Below are 17,140 nucleotides of genomic sequence, written 5' to 3'. Positions count from 1 at the left end.
GGTTGGCTGCGCCCAACACGGGTTTTTCTTTCGATACTGCCGGGCTGGGGTAATAGCAGAAGACGGGTTTGCAGTGATTTCATGGTTTGGCTCCTTCGGACGCATCCAGTTCGCGGCTCCACGACAGCCCGTTGACGTAGATGCCCAGCGGGTTCTTGCGCAGGCGCTGCTCGGTGCGCGGGGTTTGCAGGACGATGGAAAGCACGGCGTTCCAGCGTTCGGTGCCGGCCGGTGCGCCATTGATGAATCGCTGTTCCGTCCAGCGCACGTTGAATGACGAATCGCTGGCGCGCGTGACGCTGGTGATCTGCACCGTCACGGATTCTTTGCCGACGCGGGCGAACGGGTCGTTCTTGCTGGCGTAATCGTTGAGCACAGCCGCGCCGCGGTCGGTGGTGTAGTCGTAGGCGTCGAGCCAGTTCTGTCGCACGACGATCGGGTCGATGGAGAGCGAGCGAACCAGCGTGATGAAGTGCGCGAGGTGGTAGGCGATCTGCGCATCCGCCGGTCGGTATGGCGTGGCGGCTTCGCCGACGGCGCGAATCTGGCCGGTCTTGTCCACCTCCACCACGTAGGGCGTGACGATGGACTGCGCCGAGCGCCAGACTAGGCCGCCTGCCATCAGCAGGGCGAGCACGAGGCAGCCGAAGGCCATCAGTCGCCAGTTCTTCGCCTGCACGCGGCCCGAGCCGATACGCTCGTCCCACACCTGCGCGGCGGCTTGATACGGGGTGGCAGGCTGCGGTGTATCGGCGTAGCGCACCTGCGGTCGCTTGAATCGCATGGCTCGTTCTACTCAAGAATCGGAATTGCCCAGGCTTGGGCCTTGCGCCGAGCCACCGCCGTCCCCGCCGCGCAGTGTGTGCGCGGCAGTGGTCGCCGCATGGGCGATCTGTTGACGGCGGTGCAGCCGCTTGGCCCAGGCGGGCTGCGACTGCTCGGCAGTGTTGGCTTGTGCTTCGCTCGCGGCCTGACCGGATGCGCTGGCACCGGATGCGGCGGCGCCCGCGCCGTCCGAGCGAAACGCGGCGGCTGCGCGCTGCCCAACTGAGCGCACCCCCGCGGTGGCCTTCTGGCCGACTGCTTGCGCGCCGGTCTTAGCAACATTGCCCAGGCCAGCCATTGCGCCTTTCGCGCCGCCGCCGGCGGCGGCGGAACCGGCTTGGAACGCCGACCGCGCGCCGGTCGCGGTCGAAGCAGCGGCACGGGCGCCGCTGCCGATGGCGCTGGCGGCGGCCGGCGCCATGCGAGCACCAGCAGCAACAGCACCGCCAACGCCGGTAGCGGCAGCGCCGACAGCGACGGCTGTTCCCGCCGCGCCTAGCGCCGCACCAGCCATCGCGCCGGCCCCGAGCTGCGGCGAGCCGGACACAAGGCCCGTGGCGATGCCCGGCCCGTAGATGCCGAGCGCGAGCATGGCGAGCGAGGCCAGCATCACGACCAGCGCATGATCGATGGAAGGTTCATCGGGCGTGACCTGGAACTCGGCGAACAAGCCCGTACTGATGCCGACAATGACGGCCAGCACCAACACCTTGATACCGGACGACACCACGTTGCCAAGCACCTTTTCGGCGAGGAACGCGGTCTTGTTCCAAAGCGCAAACGGCACAAGCACAAAGCCGGCGAGCGTGGTCAACTTGAACTCGATCAGCGTGATGAAAAGCTGCACCGCCAGCACGAAGAAACAGAGGATGACCACCAGCCAGGCGAGGAACATCACAACGATGGGCGTCAGATTGATGAACACCTCGGGGAAGCCGGCCATCTCACTAATTTGGTCAAGGATCGGCGCGGCGGCGTCGATGCCGGTCTTGGCGAGATGCCCCGGTTGAAGGAACGTCTCCATGCTCAAGGTCGAGCCGGTGGCCGTCAGGCCCAGGCCGGCGAATGAGCGAAACACGATGCTCGCCAGCATGTTGAAGTTGCCGATGATGTAGGCGAAGGCGCCGACGTAGAGCACCTTGCGAATGAGCTTCGCCATCACGTCCTCGCCTTGGCCGGTAGCGTGGCCGAGCGCCCAATAGAGGCCGGCGAGCGTCATGTCGATCGCCACCAGCGTTGCGGTCAGGAACGCGACCTCGCCCCGCAGCAAGCCAAAGCCGGAGTCGATGTAGGCGGAAAAGACGTTGAGGAAGTGGTCGATGATCGAAACGTCGTTCATGGCCGTTCCTCCAGCGGCGCGTCGGGGCCGTCGAAGCTGGCCGGGATCGGCGGCAGATCGGCGAGCGTCTGATATTCGTCCGGGCCGGCTTGGCCGGAGAGGAGACGGCGTAGGTCGGCTTGGGCGACCTGTGCGCAGAACGCGCCGTCATGTTCGCCATGCCGGCACTGCGCACGCAGCGCGTGCAGCCGTGTCGGATTGGCGGCCAGTGCATCGACCGACAGCGCCTGCCGCCGGTCGCAACCCGCCAGCAGGCACACGAAGGCAAACAGGACGGGCGCGTGCTTCATGGCCGTGCCCGTCAGTTGCCGTAGAAGTTGACCGACTGCGGCGTGTACGCCGTGCCGGTGCCGAGAAAGCGTCGCGTCACCTCACGGCCACGTTCGACGGCGGCGGCCTGACGCGCCAGTTCCAGCGACACCGCGCGCCCCTGCGTGAGCTGGAGCTGCTGCGCCTGAATGGACTGCTTGGCCTGCAAGGCCAAAAGCTGATTGGTCGCCTGCATGGCCTGCAAGGCGCCCGTGGCCGACTGGCTCTGGCCGACCAGATCGGTCAGCACGCCCTCGTCCTCGGTCACGTTCTGCGACACCTGCGCCTGCATCCGCATCGCGGTCTGCAAGCCTTCGAGCGTGTTCTGCCAACGCTGGTGGGCATCTTGGTACATCTGGTTGCCGCTCACGGTCGCGGCGTACTGCTCCGGGTACAGGCGCGCGAACTGCTGGTCCATGCTCTGCACCTGGAACGCCAGCCCTTGCGCCTGCGCGATGAGTTGCTGGGTGGTCGCCAGCGTTGAGCGCAGCCGGTTGACCACATTGAACGGCAGGCTCGCCAGGTTACGCCCCTGGTTGATGAGCATCTGCGCTTCGTTCTGGAGTTGCTGAATCTGGTTGTTGATCTGCTCCAGCGTGCGAACCGCGGTCAGCGTGTTCTGCACGAGGTTGGTTGGATCGACGACGACCCATTGCGCCTGCGCGGTGGACGTGACACCGATCAACGCAGCGATGGCGAGGGAAAGAAGGCGAATCTTCATTGCGAAATCTCCTGTGGTTGGGGAGCGAGGAAGGACGCGGCAGATGGTGCGGACGGCAGCAGGTCGGCGGCCCAATCGAGGCCGCGATGGCGCAGCCACGCGCCGGCGAAGCCGGGTGCGCCGGCCTGCGTCAGCACGCGGTCGATGTCGCGTTGGTCTTGCGGTGTGGATGCGCCCGCGAACGCGAGCGCGGCCGGCCCTAGGTCGAGGTCGAACAGGCGATTGCCGAGGCGCGATTGGTAGTAGTAGTCGCGCTTGGGCTGCGCGATGGCGACGATCTCGATTTGCCGGCTGTTGAGGCCGAAGCCCTCGTAGATCGAGCGAATCTGCGGCTCGGTGGCCTGCGGGTTAGGCAAGAAAATCCTGCTCGCGCAGCTTTCGATGATCGCTGGCGCGATGGTCGAATCCTTGATGTCGGCCAGCGATTGCGTGGCGAAGACGACGCTGACGTTCTTTTTTCTGAGCGTCTTGAGCCATTGCCGGATGCGGGCCGCGAAAGACGGTTCATCGAGGAACAGCCACGCTTCATCGAGAATAAGCAGCGTTGGTGCACCGTCGAAACGCTCGTCGAAGCGGGCGAACAGGTAGCGCAATACCGCTTGCACGGCGGCGGGGCTGTGCATCAGTTCTTCCATCTCGAAGCCCTGCACGCCGGCCATGCCAAGCCTATCGTGGTCGGCGTCCAGCAGCTTTCCGTGCGCGCCGCCCAGGACATAAGGCGCGAGTGCTTGGCGCAGCGCGTTCGATTGCAGCAGCACGGAAAGCCCGGTCATCGTGCGCTGTTCCTGCGGCGCACCGGCGAGGCTGCCCAGCGCCGACCAGATGGCCACCTTCTCGTCCGGGCCGACGGTCACGCCTTCATGCAGCAGGCGACCTTCCACCCATTCGGCGGCCCAGGAGCGGTAGCCCTCATGGTCGATGCGGGCGAGCGGCTGGAACGCGATGCCACCATCGGCGCCCAGGTCGTAGTGCTCGCCGCCCAGGCCCAGGATGGTGGCGCGCATCGAGCGGCCCATATCGAACGACAAGATCCGCGAACCGAAATAGCGGCGGAACTGCAAGGCCAGCGTCGCCAGCAAGACCGACTTGCCCATGCCGGTCGGGCCGGCGACCAGCGTGTGCCCCACGTCGCCGATGTGCAGCGACAGCCGGAACGGCGTCGCGCCATCGGTGCGGGTGACGATCAGCGGCGGGCCGTCCAGATGGTCATTCTTCTCCGGCCCGGCCCATACTGCCGACAGCGGCATCATGTGCGCCAGGTTCAGCGTCGAGACGATGGGCTGGCGCACGTTCGCATAGGCGTTGCCAGGGATGGACGATAGCCACGCATCCACGGCGTTGAGGGTTTCGGGGATGGTGACGAACCCGCGCCCTTGGATGACGCGCTCCACCATGCGCAGCTTCTCGTCGGCCACGGCCGGGTCGGCGTCGAGCACCGTCACCGTGGCGGTGAGATAGCCGAACGCGACTTGATCGCTGCCCAATTCCTGCAAGGCCGCGTCGGCATCGGCGGCCTTGTTGCTGGCGTCGGTATCGACCAGCGGGCTTTCCTGCTGGAAGATCGTCTCGCGCAGCAGCGCGACGACGTTCTTCCTTTTCGCAAACCACTGGCGGCGCAGGCGGCCCAGTTCCTTTTCCGCCTCGGCTTTGTCCATGCAGAGGAAGCGCGTGCTCCAGCGGTAGGCAAAGCCCAGGCGGTTGAGGTCGTCCAGCAAGCCCGGCCAGGTCGAGGTCGGAAAGCCGCGCACCGACACCACGCGCAGGTGCTGGTCGCCCAGCGTGGGCGCCAAGCCACCGACCAGTGCCGAATCGGCCAGTAGCGCGTCCAGATGGAAAGGCACCTCGGGAACACCGATGCGATAGCGCCGCGTCGAGACGGTCGCGTGCAGGTAGGTCAGCGTCTGGCTGTCGTCCAGCCACGCAATCTCCGGCATCACGCCATCGAGAAGGTCGAAGATGCGTTCGGTTTCGGCGACGAACGCGGTCAAGTGTTCACGCCAGTCCACGCCGGCGGTCGGCGTGTTCTCGTAGAGCAGCTTGGCCGCGCGGGCGCGGGATTCCTCCGGCGGCAGGTATTGCAGCGTGAAGTGATAGCCGCTCTCGAAATGGTTGCCGGATTCCTCGAAGGTCGCGCGCCGTTCCTCGTCCACCAGCCACGACAGCGGTTCGGGAAAGTCCGAGTGCGGATAGTCCGCCGCCGGCCGGCGCTCGGCTTCGACGAACAGCGCCCAGCCGGCACCGAGGCGGCGCAGTGCGTTGTTTAGGCGCGCAGTCTTGGCGATCAGTTCGCCTTGCGTTGCGCTTTCCAAGTCAGGTCCACGGAACCGCGCCGTACGTTGAAAACTGCCGTCCTTGTTCAAGACGACACCCGGCGCGACTAGGCCGGCCCACGGCAGCCAGTCGGCGAGCAAGGCCGGGCGCTGGCGGTATTCGGCGAGGTTGAGCACTGCGGCGTCCTCCCGTCACACGTCCAGCAGCGGCTTGTGCTTGAGGTGCTTGGCGAACACCTGCATGAACTGCGGATCGACGCGCGCACCCCACACCGCCAGCGAATGGCCGACGATCCAGAGCACGACACCGGGAATCCAGAGCTGCAGGCCCAAGCCCACGGCCGCGGCCAGCGTCCCGTTGGCGATCGCCACGGTGCGCGGCGCACCGCCCAGCAGGATCGGCTCGGTCAGCGAGCGATGCAGAGGCACCTCGAAGCCAGGCAGGTCGGTGGCCGTGCTCATACGACGGCCCCGCCGGAGAAACTGAAGAACGACAGGAAGAAGCTCGATGCCGCGAACGCAATGGACAGACCGAACACGATCTGGATCAGCTTGCGGAAGCCGCCGCTGGTGTCACCGAACGCAAGCGCGAGGCCGGTGGCGATGATGATGATGACCGCGACGATGCGCGCGACTGGCCCTTGGATAGATTCGAGGATGGATTGCAGCGGCCCTTCCCAGGGCATCGAGGAACCGGCGGCTTGTGCCGTGCCGGCGGTCGCCAGCATGACGGTCGCCGACAACAGGCCGTGGTGCGCCGGCCCGACCAGGCGGCGCAGGCGTGCGGGGATGGAAACCGGATTTACGGAAAAGCGGAAAGCATGGGCGTGCGTCTGCGTCATGGCAGTTCTCCAAGGTGGTTAGGGGACGGGGAAGAAAGCGGCACTTCTGGAAGCGGCTGCTCCAGCGCATCTGCCAGGCGATAGCCCACGCCGTCGAAGCCAAAGACGCGGGCGATGCTCTCGATACGACGGCGCCGGCCACGGCCGGCGATGTGGATGACGACATTGACCGCCTCGGCGACGAGCGCCCGCGGCGGGTTCACGGCCACTTCGAGAATCAGTTGCTCCAGGCGCAGCAATGCCCCAAGCGCGGAACCGGCGTGGATCGTGGCGATGCCGCCGGGATGGCCGGTGCCCCACACCTTGATGAGATCCAGCGCCTCGCCGCCGCGTACCTCGCCGACGATCACGCGGTCGGGGCGCAGGCGCATCGTGGCGCGCACCAGCTCGGTCATCGACACGACGCCGGCGCGCGTGCGCAGCGGTACGTGGTCGCGCGCCGCGCATTGCAGTTCGATGGTGTCTTCGAGCACCAGCACGCGGTCGCCGGTGGCAGCGATCTCGGCGAGCAAGGCATTTGCCAAGGTCGTCTTGCCGGTGCTGGTGCCGCCGGCGATGAGAATGTTCTGCCGCTCGCGTACCGCGTCACGCAGGAACGCAGCCTGCTCAGCAGTCATCATTCCGTCGGTGACGTAGCGTTCCAGCGGAATGACGCCGACCGCGCGCTTGCGCAGCGCAAAGGCTGGGCCAGGAGCGGCCGGCGGCAGAATGCCCTCGAAGCGTTCGCCGGTTTCCGGCAGCTCGGCGGTCAACAGCGGCTGACCGCGATGCACTTCCGCGCCGACGTGGGCCGCGACCAGGCGGATGATGCGTTCGCCGTCTGCCTCGGACAGCTCGGCGCCCATCGGGGCACGACCCGACGACAGGCGATCGACCCATAGCGTGCGGTCGGGGTTCAGCATGATTTCCACCACGTCCGGGTCTTCCAGCGCGGCGGCGATCAGCGGCCCCATCGCCGTGCGCAACATGCGGATGCGCCGGTCGAGCGATGTAGTGGCGAAGGATTGCGGCACGGCGCTCATGACCCACACTCCTCGGCCGCCGCCAGCGCCGCCGCGTCATCGAGCCGGGCGGCATCGGGGTTCAGTTCTTCCACCACGTCGCGTACAAGGCTGCGCCCGCGCATCAGGTGGCGGCCGAGCTGTTCGACGAACTGCTCGAAACGTGCCTTGCCCTGCGCGCGTGCGGCTTCCTGATGCGCCTCGGGAACCGGCGTGCTGACTGTGAGGTAGTAGCGAACGAACAGCGCCAGCGTCTCGATCTCGATGTTCTGGTCGCGCTCCAGCCGCTCGAACTGGCGCGACAACCGATCGAGCCGCTTGGCGATGGCTGCCTCGCGCTGGTCGCCTGCATCGGGTGACAGCCACGATGCGAGCGCCGCCGCGACGATGCTGGACTTCGAGACGCCTTTCTTGGTGGCCAGCTCGTCGAGGCGTTTTGCATGCTCGTGCGGAATGAACAGGTTGAGGCGGTACTGGCTCATAGCTCGATCCCGTCTTGTTGGTCGAGGGACGCCAGCCGGGCCGTGCGCTGCATGGCCGGGTCGAGCTGACGGGGAAGCGGCAACGGCAGGTCGTCGTCATCGAGCAACGCCAGGTCGTTGTCGGCCGGCTGCTGTTCGGGGCTGTATTCGGCGATTTCGGATAGCTCTGGCTGCCGGCGCGGCCCGCCGTCGTCGGCAGCGGCGCCGGTGTCGTCGTCCGCCAGGCCGGCGGCAGGCGCGACCGGCACAGCAGGAATAGCCAGCCCGCTCCAGTCGTCGGGCCGAACCGGCGGCGCATCGGCGTAGCGTCCGGCCGCGAGCGCGGGCGGCGGAAGCACGCGGCGCTTGAAATTGGCGTCGGCGTAATAGCGCAACTTCTTCGCCTTGATCGGTGCGACGCTGGACACCATCACCACGGCATCGTCGGGCGGGAGCTGCATCACTTCACCGGGCGTCAACAGTGGGCGCGCGGTTTCCTGGCGCGACACCATCAGGTGCCCCAGCCACGGTGCGAGCCGGTGGCCGGCGTAATTGCGCTGCGCACGCAGCTCGGTGGCCGTACCGAGCGTTTCGGAGATGCGTTTGGCGGTGCGTTCGTCGTTGGTGGCGAACGTCACGCGCACATGGCAGTTGTCGAGGATGGAATGGTTCTGGCCGTAGGCTTTGTCGATCTGGTTGAGCGACTGCGCGATGAGGAAGCTGCGGATGCCGTAGCCGGCCATGAACGCCAAGGCCGTCTCGAAGAAGTCGAGGCGGCCCAGCGCAGGGAACTCGTCGAGCATCAGCAGCAATTTGTGCCGACGCGCGATGCCATCGCTGCCGTCGAGCGATTCGGTTAGGCGCCGGCCGATCTGGTTGAGGATCAAGCGCACCAGCGGCTTGGTGCGGCTGATGTCCGAAGGCGGCACGACGAGGTACAGCGAGACTGGATGTTCGGACGCGATCAGGTCGGCGATGCGCCAATCGCAACGCGACGTGACTTCGGCCACCGTCGGATCGCGGTACAGGCCGAGGAACGACATGGCGGTGGACAGCACGCCCGATCGCTCGTTGTCCGACTTGTTGAGCACCTCGCGCGCAGCCGATGCGACGACGGGATGCGGCACGTCGCCCAGGTGCCGCGTGGTCATCATCCGGTGCAGCGTCAACTCAAACGGGCACGCGGGATCGGACAGGAAGTTGGCGACGCCGCGCAGCGTCTTGTCCTCGCCCGCATAGAGCACATGCAGGATGGCGCCGACCAGCAGCGCGTGCGAAGTCTTCTCCCAGTGGTTGCGGCGTTCGAGCGCACCTTCGGGATCAACGAGAATGTCCGCGATGTTCTGTACGTCGCGCACTTCATGCGCGCCGCGCCGGACTTCCAGCAGTGGGTTGTACGCGGCCGACTTCGGATCGGTCGGGTTGAACAGCAGGCAGTGCGAGAAGCGCGAACGCCAGCCGGCCGTGATCTGCCAGTTCTCGCCCTTGATGTCGTGGATGACGGCAGACGCTGGCCAGCTCAACAGCGTGGGCACTACCAGGCCGACGCCTTTGCCGGAGCGCGTCGGCGCGAAGGTCAGGACGTGTTCCGGGCCTTCATGCCGCAGGTATAGGCCACGATGCAGGCCGAGAAACACGCCGGCAGGCTTGTCCAGGCCGGCCTTGCGAATGTCTGCGGCTTCGGCCCAGCGTGCAGAGCCATAGGTCGTGACCAGCTTCGATTGCCGCGAGCGCCATACGGACATGGCAATAGCGACCAGCACGGCCACCAGGCCGCTGCCGCCAGCGATTGCGCCGCCGGTGTCAAAGATGCGCGGTGCGTAGGCGTCGAATGAGAACCACCACTCGAACAAGCGCCAAGGGTGATAGACCGGCGTGCCGAGTAAGTCGAACCAGGGCGAGCCAAGGCGTACTTGATAGCCCAGGGCGGCGGCTGTCCACTGCGTGGCGCTCCACACGCCGGCAATTACGATGCCGAACACGACACCGATTTGCCCGAACAGCACACCTTGACCTTGCATCCCGGCCTCCGCTTTCTCCTCGTTGTCACGCGGCACAAAAGCGTGCCGCACGCATAAGGATCGGAGTCAGGTCAAGGGTTGGTCAAAGACCGTTATCGGCAGGAATATCGCGGAAAAAGCAAGATTTCATGCACGGGCGAATGTACGGAAAACGCCGCCTACGACGGCGGGTTATGGCGTGTCGAGCGATATACGCGCGGCGCATGCGAATGCTTGCACCCTGAAAGTCGAAGTGCAGCACCCATCCCCTCAGAGCCACCCGAAAAATTCGCAGACTGCCTGCCGTTGCGCCAGCGTGTCGCGCTCACCCAGCGCCATTACCTCCTGGGTGAATGGAGCCTCGAACAGCAGATAGCTGACCAGGGCGGCGCCGCTCAGGTCGCCGCTCGCGCTGGACGAGCCGACGCCGCGCAACAGGGCGCGCACGGCCCGCGGTAGGTGCTTTTGGTGGCGTGCCGCGATGTCGTCGATGCGCTCGCTCGGCGCAATCACCAGCGCCTTCACCGGACGTAGTGAGGTGGCGAGGCGCTGGCCCAGCGTCATCATTCCAAGGGTACGGTTGACGCGCTCCATACGCTCGATGTCCACCGTGAGCGCGTCGAGAAATATGTTCGACAGCACGTGTCCTCCGACTTGGGCCAGTGTCGGGTAGCCGCCGTTACGCACGAGTCGCCCGCGAGGTTCGTGCATCCGACCAACGCCGACGATGAGCATACGTTGCGCGCCCAGGTGGATGGCCGGAGAGATCGGCGCGGTCTGCCGCATCGAGCCGTCGCCGTACCAGCCGGCATGCTCCATATGTTCGATGCGTTGTGCCGGGAACACGAATGGGATAGCCGCCGAAGCGAGCAGGTGTGCCAATCCCAGCCGCATGGGCACGGCCAGCCGCTGCGAGCGTTCGTAGCCCGTCATATCGCCGATGGACTCAAAGAAGGTGAAGTGCTCGCCGCTGGTGTAACTGGACGCGCCGATCGCCAGCGCACGCAGATGGCGCTGGGCCAGCATGTGCGGCAGCAGTTCCAAAGGCGCCCAATGTCGCAGCAGTTCGGCTAGTGGTCCATTGTCCAGTAGTGAATGCGGTCCTTCTTTGCGCCAGCGTGCCAACATCCAGCCTACCGAGATCGCGCTCAGCCACTGTGCGCCGCTGCGAGCGATACCAAGCGCGTCGGTGCGATACACCTGACCAGCATTGAAGTTGCGCCAAACTGCGGCGATGGCCTCCACGCCAGCGTCAAAGGAGTCTGCGCGACAGGCTAAAGCGGCGGCGTTGATTGCGCCTGCCGAGGTGCCGCATAGGATACCGAAGGGGTTGGGCGCCCCTTCGCCCAGGTGTTCACGGCGCAACGTCACCAAAGCCTGAAGCACACCGACCTGGTAGGCGGCGCGCGCACCGCCACCGGACAGCACGAGAGCCGTCTTTGCAGCACTAATGGCCGGCCTAGTGTGTGGCATCGCGGGCTCGCTTGATCATTAGGTAGGTGATGGCCCGATCAAAACTTCGGCTGCTCTTTCGGTGGGGTATAGGGCGCCTTCCCATCGCCAAAGAACCGTCGATTCGTCGCCTCAGCCACACGATTGCAGAGTTCGTCGCCCAGCTTGGCGCGATCCGTCTTGCACTGTTGCCGCAGTTCCTTCAATCGTTGGGGATTGGCGGCAAGTGCCTCTACCGTTTCGGTGGGTTCGGATTTGCCGCAGGCGGTCAGCATCGCAGCAAGCAGAATCAGCACAATCTTGTTCATGGCTCGATTTCCTCCGAAGCATCAAGGTCGGGTAGTACGGTCGGCTTCTTCGTCGCGGATGGTTCAAGGGTGCTTGTTCTCTCGATGAAACGAGCCAACACTTCCGAAGGCTCGTTGCCCCGGCGCAGCAGGTAAGTAGTGAGCATGGGTGTGCGGCCAGCCAGAGGCCGCGCGACCACACCCTGTTCACGGCTGGCGGCAATCTGCGAGGCTCCGGCCAGCCCAAGGGCGAAACCTGCTGCCACCATCGCCATCATCAAATCAACGGAGGCCACCCGTTCGGCGATCAACGGCTCTTGATCGACCCTACGCAGCACCCTTTCAATCTGCCGCGTATATCCTTCGCACGCATGGGGATCGCCAAGCACCAGCGGATGGCGTAGCACTTCCTCCAGTGGGATGCGCTTGTACGTCAACAGCGGGTGCCGAGAGGGCACCGCCACCATCAAGGGATCGCTCCAGACAGCTTCGGCGACGATGCCGTCGCCAACTTCATCCGACCGAGCAAACCCCACGTCGTAAAGGTCGTCGTGCAGCCCTTTGATCTGCTGGGCCAGCGAAACTTCGGATAGACGTATCTCGATTTCCGGTTCTTCTTCGCGACACAATGCTAGAAAGGTTGAGAAGCGTGAAGGCGGGATGCCATCCGATAGCGCAACGCGCAACTGGTTATGAAAACCGTTGGCAGCCGCCTTCACGCTGTCGCGCGCCTGCTGCAAAGCCGTGAAGACGCGCGGCACGTGTTCCAGAAATAGCTGGCCTGCGCGAGTCAGTCGGGTGCTGCGTGTATTGCGCACGAAAAGCTGTGCACCCAAGTCTTCTTCCAGCTCTTTGATCGCGCGCGATAGGGGAGACTGCTCAATGTGCAGCCGCTCAGCAGCGCGAGCAAAATGCAATTCCTCGGCGACTGCAATAAAGCAGCGAAGATGGCGTATTTCCATCGCAGTCTCCTAAGCGGACCGCTCGCGCCTTGCCGGTGCAATTTGCACGGTTCCCATTCTTGTCGCAGGCCACGAAAGCTGTCGGCAGTAGAACCTCGGTTAAGTTAGAAAGCTCTGATTTACAGGTGAGTTGCTCAGTTCTTCCGCTGCGCGGGCGTTTAGAAGCATGTGCCTCAAGCATCGCTTGAGAGCATCAATATCCTTCTCATTCATTCCATCGAAGAGGATGGCGTAAGCGCCGTCAAAGACCGACGGCAGTTGCGAAGCCGTTTCCTTGCCATCGCGTGTTGCGAGGAGATACGTCACTCTGCGATCACGCTCGCAAGGAACTCTCTGAATCAACCCTCGACTAACCAGACGATCTATCAGTCGCGTAATGCCACTCGGGTAGAGCTTGTACTCACGCGCAAGGTCAACGGAGGTCATGCTTTGGCGGCACGCCAACAGCAGCAGCACGCTCGCCTGCATGCCTGTAAGGCCGCCCAGCGAAGACGTTCTCTGAGTGATGAGCTGCCAAATCGCCATGTTGGTCCGACTCATCAGATGAATGAGGCCATGTGGCACATCGGCGTTGCTTTCTCTTGCATATATCAATTGCATGTCACACCCCGTCGGCAGTATTCACGCTCCTTAGCAGGCCGTTGAAAAATCCCCCGCCGACGCCCGCGTTGGCCGCTACGATCTGAAGCCATCGGTGAACGACCCAGACGAGGACGATGAGAGGCAGTCAAGATTTCCAGGGGGCGATGTTCAGCTACATCAGCCTTGAAGAGCGCGTGCCGCAGGCACACCCGCTGCGCAAGTTGCGCGCGGTGGTTGATGCGCTGCTGGCAACCATGAACCGCGAGTTCGAAGCGGTGTACGCCCGCCGTGGCCGCCCATCGGTGCCACCGGAGATGCTGCTCAAGGCCTTGCTGCTGCAGATCCTGTTCTCCATCCGCAGCGAGCGCCAGTTGGTCGAAGCGATCAACTACAACCTGCTGTACCGCTGGTTCGTGGGCCTGAACATCGAAGACAAGGTCTGGGACCACTCCACTTTCAGCGCCAACCGCGAACGTCTGTTCAACGAAGACCTCGCCCGCGCCTTCTTCGAGCGCGTCAAGCTCAGTGCCCAGTGGGGCAAGCTCGCCAGCGACGAGCACTTCAGCGTGGACGGCACGCTCATTGACGCCTGGGCCTCGCACAAGAGCTTCAAGCGCAAAGACGACGACAGCGGCACGCCGCCTGGGCGCAACCCCGAGGTGGACTTCAAGGGGCAGGAGCGCTGCAACGACACCCACGAGAGCACCACGGACGCCGATGCCCGGCTGTTCAAGAAGAGCCAGGGCGACAAATCCCGCCTGTGCCACATGGGGCACATCCTCATGGAGAACCGCAACGGGCTGATCGTGGATGTCGAGATCACCCACGCCAGCGGCACGGCCGAGCGCGAGGCGGCGCTGGCCATGTTGGAGCGTCGGGGCAACAGGAACAAACGGGCCACGGTCGGTGCCGACAAGGGCTACGACAGCAAGGCCTTCATCAAAGGCTGCAGAAAGCTCAAAGTCACGCCCCACGTGGCGGCCAAGGACAAACACTCGGCGGTGGATGCGCGAGTGACACGGCACGAGGGCTACAAGACCAGCCTGAAGGTGCGCAAGCGCATCGAAGAGGCCTTTGGCTGGATCAAGACCGTCGGTGGTCTGGCAAAGACCAAGCTGATCGGTCAGGCCAAGCTCACGGGCCAGGCGCTGCTGTGCTTTGCCACCTACAACCTTGTGCGAATGGGCAGCATCGGCGGCTGGTGGGACGCGCATCATGCGTGAGCCCAGGGATACGTGCGCCCGAAATGGGCGGGAGGGCCTGCAAACCGGCCAGATGGGCCGTTGCAATCGCTGCGCAGACGCGTCTGGGCAGCTCGTGTCTTCGCACTCAGCGTCCCTGATGCGTTCGAAAAGCACTTTTTCAACGGCCTGTTAGATCAATGCCCCGTGACTTTCTGGAGTGGCCCCTTCGGCCGCTTAACCAGCCAGATAGCGCCGATCGAGAGGATCATCAGCACGGTAGCCAGCGCATAAAAATCGTTCGTAGCCAGCATCACAGCCTGACCATCGACCAGGCGCGAGAAAAATGCTGTAGAACTCGATGGCGGTATTCCGGCGCGAACCGCCGCGGAAGCGATTTCATGCCCTGCATTCGGGTTGATGATTGAGACAAGCTCGGACCGGCTTGCCTTCGACATATGCTCCCAATAGGTTTGGGTCAGGGACGATCCGAGCGCCATCGAGAGCACGCGCAGGAAGTTTTGCAGGCCGGCTCCATTCGCAATGCGCTCGGGCGGCAGGTCGGAAACACCCAACGAGGTCAGCGTAATCATGCATGCGGGAATGCCTGCGCCGAGGACAAACATCGCGATGGCCACCGACATGAAGTCGGCTTGGGTCGTCAGATGCGCCCGCATGAAGAACGAGACGGCCAAGATACCCATGCCGTAGGTGACGATCCAACGAGGGTCAACCTTCGGCAGGAGACGACCGACGATCGGTGAAGTCGCCACCGCGAGAATGCCCATCGGCGCGGTAGCGAAGCCGGCCCATGTCGCCGTGTAGCCCATCTGTTGCTGGAGCCACAGAGGCGTCAGCACGATGTTGCCGAAAAAGATGCCGAACATCAGGCTCAGCGTGATTGAGGAAACCAGCCAGTTGCGCGAGCGGAAGACGCTCAGGTCGATCACGGGATCGGAGTCGGTGAGTTCCCAAATAATCAGATAGATCAGCGAAACGGCTGCAACGATGGCGCACGTGACCACTAGCGGCGAAGCGAACCAATCCAGCTCGCGGCCCTTGTCGATCATGATCTGGAAACTGGTGACAAAAACCACCAGAAGCGCCAGACCGATTCCGTCGATGCGGGAACGCTCCGTGGGTTCGTCCCGGCCCCGAAGCACTTTCATGGCGCCCAGCATGACCAAGATGCCGAACCCGAAGTTGATGTGAAATACCCAGCCCCAGTGCCAGTTATCCGAAATGATCCCGCCCAGGATTGGGCCGAAGATCGGGGCCACGACCGTCATCATTCCCCACAACGAGAGCGCGATGTTTGACTTGTTCTTGGGGAACACCGCCAGCATCAACGTCGATGACAACGGAATCAGCGGTCCACCGGCCAACCCCTGCAACACGCGAAAGAAGACGAGGCTTTCCAGAGACCATGACAGGCCGCAGCACACGGAGAACAGTACGAATGCCACGACGCAGATCATGAACAACCGTACTTCGCCGACCTGGCGAACGAGCCAGCCGGTCAGGGGGATGGTGATGGCCTCCGCAACAGCATAGGACGTGATGATCCAAGTGCCCTGGCTCGTCGAGACACCCATCGACCCCGAGATCGTGGGCATGGCCACGTTGGCGATGGTGGTATCGAGCACCACCATGAAATTCGCCAGAGACAGGATGATTGCCGCGATGACCAGATCCATCCCGGAAAGCGGCTTGTGTTCCGAGGAAGTCATGTCACTACCTCGTCGCAACCGGCTGGGACTCACCGTGGTCGCGCAGATCGACGGTAGCCTCCATTGACAGACCGACCCGCAGCGGATGCTGCTTCAACTGCTCGGGATCAATCCAAATCCTGACGGGCAGCCGCTGGACCACCTTGATCCAGTTGCCCGTGGCGTTCTGCGCGGGAATCGCTGCGAAGGCAGACCCTGATCCTCCAGCGAAGCCTTCGACACGGCCCGTATAAACGACATCGCTGCCGTAGAGGTCCGAGGTCAGTTCCACGTGCTGCCCGGGACGGACCTTCTGCAACTGGCCTTCCTTGAAGTTCGCATCGACATAGATGCGGTCGATCGGCACCACGGTCATCAGCCGCACGCCAGTCTGAACCTGTTGCCCAATCTCCACCGAACGCTGCGCGATGACGCCATCGAAGGGCGCACGCAGCACCGTCCGTTCAAGATTCACGCGCGCCTGGTCAAGCCGCGCCTTCGCCGCGAGTACGGCGGGGTTGTCATCGACCGTGCTATCTACGATCAGCGCCGAGTTGGCCGTCCGGGCGCCGCTTGCAGCTTCCTTTGCGGCCTCGGCAGCGCGAACTCGGGCTTGAGCCTGCTCCAGCGCAGCGCGCGCCTCGCGCAACTGCGTCTGCGCATTCGTCAGCTCCTCTTTCGAGACAGCGCCTTCTTCAACCAGGTTCTGCCTACGGCGCTCGTCGATGACCGCTTTTTCATAGGCGGCAGTTACACGGGTCAGGTCACTGCGAGCGGTGGCGATTTCGGCAGCACGCAGGGCCACTTGTCCCGCAAGGCTCTCGTCATTTCCCAGCAGTTGCCGTACTTGGCGCTGAGTACGCGCCAAATCCGCCTCGGCCTGCGCGACAGCAATCTTGGCGTCGGTATCGTCCAGAATTACCAACACGTCGCCAGCCTTGACGGCCTGCGTGTCACTGACCTTGACTTCCTTTACAGGGCCGGCAACGAGTGGTGTGATTTGGGCCACTTCCGCTGCCGTGTAGGCGTTATCCGTGGTGACGGATTTGCCTGCGAACAGAAGCGCCCACGCACCGTAGAGAACACCGATGGCGACCAAACCAACCGTCGCAATTAAAACGAGACGTTTGCGCTTCGCCCGCTTTTGTGAAGCCTCCGGCGTTGTGGAAGAATCTTGAGGGTCAGGGGGCATCGGAGCA

17 protein-coding genes are annotated in these 17,140 nt (G+C 64.0%); 1 reads left to right on the top strand and 16 read right to left on the bottom strand.

Annotation, left to right across the window (positions count from 1 at the left end):
• Nucleotides 1-79 precede the first annotated feature (79 nt).
• The 14 genes from trbF to I3K84_RS04060 form a co-directional block, all read right to left on the bottom strand.
• A complete protein-coding gene (gene trbF, locus I3K84_RS04125; RefSeq protein ID WP_023087391.1) occupies nt 80-784 on the bottom strand; it encodes a conjugal transfer protein TrbF in 705 nt (234 codons plus the stop codon).
• Between the two features lie 12 nt (nt 785-796).
• On the bottom strand, nt 797-2,164 hold the full coding sequence (gene trbL, locus I3K84_RS04120) for a P-type conjugative transfer protein TrbL (protein WP_023124820.1): 1,368 nt from the start codon (nt 2,162-2,164) through the stop codon (nt 797-799).
• On the bottom strand, nt 2,161-2,454 hold the full coding sequence (locus tag I3K84_RS04115) for a hypothetical protein (RefSeq protein WP_023124819.1): 294 nt from the start codon (nt 2,452-2,454) through the stop codon (nt 2,161-2,163). Before I3K84_RS04115 ends, trbL begins: the two co-directional genes overlap by 4 nt.
• A gap of 11 nt (nt 2,455-2,465) precedes the next feature.
• On the bottom strand, nt 2,466-3,194 hold the full coding sequence (trbJ, locus tag I3K84_RS04110) for a P-type conjugative transfer protein TrbJ (protein ID WP_023087388.1): 729 nt from the start codon (nt 3,192-3,194) through the stop codon (nt 2,466-2,468).
• Nucleotides 3,191-5,641 (bottom strand): conjugal transfer protein TrbE, encoded by a 2,451-nt coding sequence (gene trbE, locus I3K84_RS04105; protein ID WP_023124818.1) that lies wholly within the window; start codon nt 5,639-5,641, stop codon nt 3,191-3,193. Before trbE ends, trbJ begins: the two co-directional genes overlap by 4 nt.
• Before the next feature lie 15 nt (nt 5,642-5,656).
• Nucleotides 5,657-5,926: a VirB3 family type IV secretion system protein gene (locus I3K84_RS04100; RefSeq protein ID WP_023087386.1), complete on the bottom strand. Its 270-nt coding sequence runs from the start codon at nt 5,924-5,926 to the stop codon at nt 5,657-5,659.
• Nucleotides 5,923-6,306: a TrbC/VirB2 family protein gene (locus I3K84_RS04095; RefSeq protein WP_023124817.1), complete on the bottom strand. Its 384-nt coding sequence runs from the start codon at nt 6,304-6,306 to the stop codon at nt 5,923-5,925. The genes I3K84_RS04100 and I3K84_RS04095 overlap by 4 nt, the downstream gene beginning before the upstream one ends.
• The gene (gene trbB / locus I3K84_RS04090) at nt 6,303-7,328 is read right to left on the bottom strand and encodes a P-type conjugative transfer ATPase TrbB (protein WP_023124816.1); all 1,026 of its coding nucleotides are present in this window, start codon (nt 7,326-7,328) and stop codon (nt 6,303-6,305) included. The genes I3K84_RS04095 and trbB overlap by 4 nt, the downstream gene beginning before the upstream one ends.
• On the bottom strand, nt 7,325-7,789 hold the full coding sequence (locus tag I3K84_RS04085; protein WP_023124815.1) for a hypothetical protein: 465 nt from the start codon (nt 7,787-7,789) through the stop codon (nt 7,325-7,327). The genes trbB and I3K84_RS04085 overlap by 4 nt, the downstream gene beginning before the upstream one ends.
• A complete protein-coding gene (locus tag I3K84_RS04080) occupies nt 7,786-9,789 on the bottom strand; it encodes a conjugal transfer protein TraG (RefSeq protein ID WP_023124814.1) in 2,004 nt (667 codons plus the stop codon). The genes I3K84_RS04085 and I3K84_RS04080 overlap by 4 nt, the downstream gene beginning before the upstream one ends.
• A gap of 249 nt (nt 9,790-10,038) precedes the next feature.
• Nucleotides 10,039-11,241: a patatin-like phospholipase family protein gene (locus I3K84_RS04075; RefSeq protein WP_023124813.1), complete on the bottom strand. Its 1,203-nt coding sequence runs from the start codon at nt 11,239-11,241 to the stop codon at nt 10,039-10,041.
• A 38-nt stretch (nt 11,242-11,279) separates the two neighbouring features.
• Nucleotides 11,280-11,528, bottom strand: coding sequence for an EexN family lipoprotein (locus tag I3K84_RS04070; RefSeq protein ID WP_023124812.1), 249 nt, complete (start codon nt 11,526-11,528; stop codon nt 11,280-11,282).
• Nucleotides 11,525-12,469 carry a LysR family transcriptional regulator gene (locus I3K84_RS04065; protein ID WP_023124811.1) on the bottom strand — a complete coding sequence of 315 codons (945 nt, stop codon included), beginning with the start codon at nt 12,467-12,469 and terminating at the stop codon, nt 11,525-11,527. The genes I3K84_RS04070 and I3K84_RS04065 overlap by 4 nt, the downstream gene beginning before the upstream one ends.
• 99 nt (nt 12,470-12,568) lie before the next feature.
• Nucleotides 12,569-13,069: a MarR family winged helix-turn-helix transcriptional regulator gene (locus I3K84_RS04060; protein ID WP_049876657.1), complete on the bottom strand. Its 501-nt coding sequence runs from the start codon at nt 13,067-13,069 to the stop codon at nt 12,569-12,571.
• Nucleotides 13,070-13,185: 116 nt separating this feature from the next.
• Between I3K84_RS04060 and I3K84_RS04055 the strand changes: the two genes are divergently transcribed.
• Nucleotides 13,186-14,274, top strand: a complete 1,089-nt coding sequence (locus tag I3K84_RS04055; RefSeq protein ID WP_011803559.1) for an IS5-like element ISDisp1 family transposase — start codon at nt 13,186-13,188, stop codon at nt 14,272-14,274.
• A gap of 155 nt (nt 14,275-14,429) precedes the next feature.
• Here I3K84_RS04055 and I3K84_RS04050 read toward each other — a convergent pair whose 3' ends face one another.
• Both I3K84_RS04050 and I3K84_RS04045 read right to left on the bottom strand, forming a co-directional pair.
• Nucleotides 14,430-15,962 carry a DHA2 family efflux MFS transporter permease subunit gene (locus I3K84_RS04050; RefSeq protein ID WP_058173807.1) on the bottom strand — a complete coding sequence of 511 codons (1,533 nt, stop codon included), beginning with the start codon at nt 15,960-15,962 and terminating at the stop codon, nt 14,430-14,432.
• Nucleotides 15,963-15,966: 4 nt separating this feature from the next.
• Nucleotides 15,967-17,133 (bottom strand): HlyD family efflux transporter periplasmic adaptor subunit, encoded by a 1,167-nt coding sequence (locus I3K84_RS04045; protein WP_172901769.1) that lies wholly within the window; start codon nt 17,131-17,133, stop codon nt 15,967-15,969.
• Nucleotides 17,134-17,140: the final 7 nt, after the last annotated feature.

Source organism: Diaphorobacter sp. JS3051 (genome assembly GCF_015832135.1).
In the GTDB taxonomy this organism is placed as follows: domain Bacteria; phylum Pseudomonadota; class Gammaproteobacteria; order Burkholderiales; family Burkholderiaceae_C; genus Diaphorobacter; species Diaphorobacter nitroreducens.
The sequence above is the reverse complement of the archived record's forward strand: the minus strand, read 5'-3'. Positions and strand labels throughout refer to the sequence as shown.

Bases quoted from the DNA above. Each gene is read 5' to 3' on its own strand.
- trbF (WP_023087391.1), bottom strand. From the start codon at position 784: ATGCGATTCAAGCGACCGCAGGTGCGCTACGCCGATACACCGCAGCCT.
- trbL (WP_023124820.1), bottom strand. From the start codon at position 2,164: ATGAACGACGTTTCGATCATCGACCACTTCCTCAACGTCTTTTCCGCC.
- I3K84_RS04115 (WP_023124819.1), bottom strand. From the start codon at position 2,454: ATGAAGCACGCGCCCGTCCTGTTTGCCTTCGTGTGCCTGCTGGCGGGT.
- trbJ (WP_023087388.1), bottom strand. From the start codon at position 3,194: ATGAAGATTCGCCTTCTTTCCCTCGCCATCGCTGCGTTGATCGGTGTC.
- I3K84_RS04100 (WP_023087386.1), bottom strand. From the start codon at position 5,926: ATGAGCACGGCCACCGACCTGCCTGGCTTCGAGGTGCCTCTGCATCGC.
- I3K84_RS04095 (WP_023124817.1), bottom strand. From the start codon at position 6,306: ATGACGCAGACGCACGCCCATGCTTTCCGCTTTTCCGTAAATCCGGTT.
- trbB (WP_023124816.1), bottom strand. From the start codon at position 7,328: ATGAGCGCCGTGCCGCAATCCTTCGCCACTACATCGCTCGACCGGCGC.
- I3K84_RS04085 (WP_023124815.1), bottom strand. From the start codon at position 7,789: ATGAGCCAGTACCGCCTCAACCTGTTCATTCCGCACGAGCATGCAAAA.
- I3K84_RS04080 (WP_023124814.1), bottom strand. From the start codon at position 9,789: ATGCAAGGTCAAGGTGTGCTGTTCGGGCAAATCGGTGTCGTGTTCGGC.
- I3K84_RS04075 (WP_023124813.1), bottom strand. From the start codon at position 11,241: ATGCCACACACTAGGCCGGCCATTAGTGCTGCAAAGACGGCTCTCGTG.
- I3K84_RS04070 (WP_023124812.1), bottom strand. From the start codon at position 11,528: ATGAACAAGATTGTGCTGATTCTGCTTGCTGCGATGCTGACCGCCTGC.
- I3K84_RS04065 (WP_023124811.1), bottom strand. From the start codon at position 12,469: ATGGAAATACGCCATCTTCGCTGCTTTATTGCAGTCGCCGAGGAATTG.
- I3K84_RS04060 (WP_049876657.1), bottom strand. From the start codon at position 13,069: ATGCAATTGATATATGCAAGAGAAAGCAACGCCGATGTGCCACATGGC.
- I3K84_RS04055 (WP_011803559.1), top strand. From the start codon at position 13,186: ATGAGAGGCAGTCAAGATTTCCAGGGGGCGATGTTCAGCTACATCAGC.
- I3K84_RS04050 (WP_058173807.1), bottom strand. From the start codon at position 15,962: ATGACTTCCTCGGAACACAAGCCGCTTTCCGGGATGGATCTGGTCATC.
- I3K84_RS04045 (WP_172901769.1), bottom strand. From the start codon at position 17,133: ATGCCCCCTGACCCTCAAGATTCTTCCACAACGCCGGAGGCTTCACAA.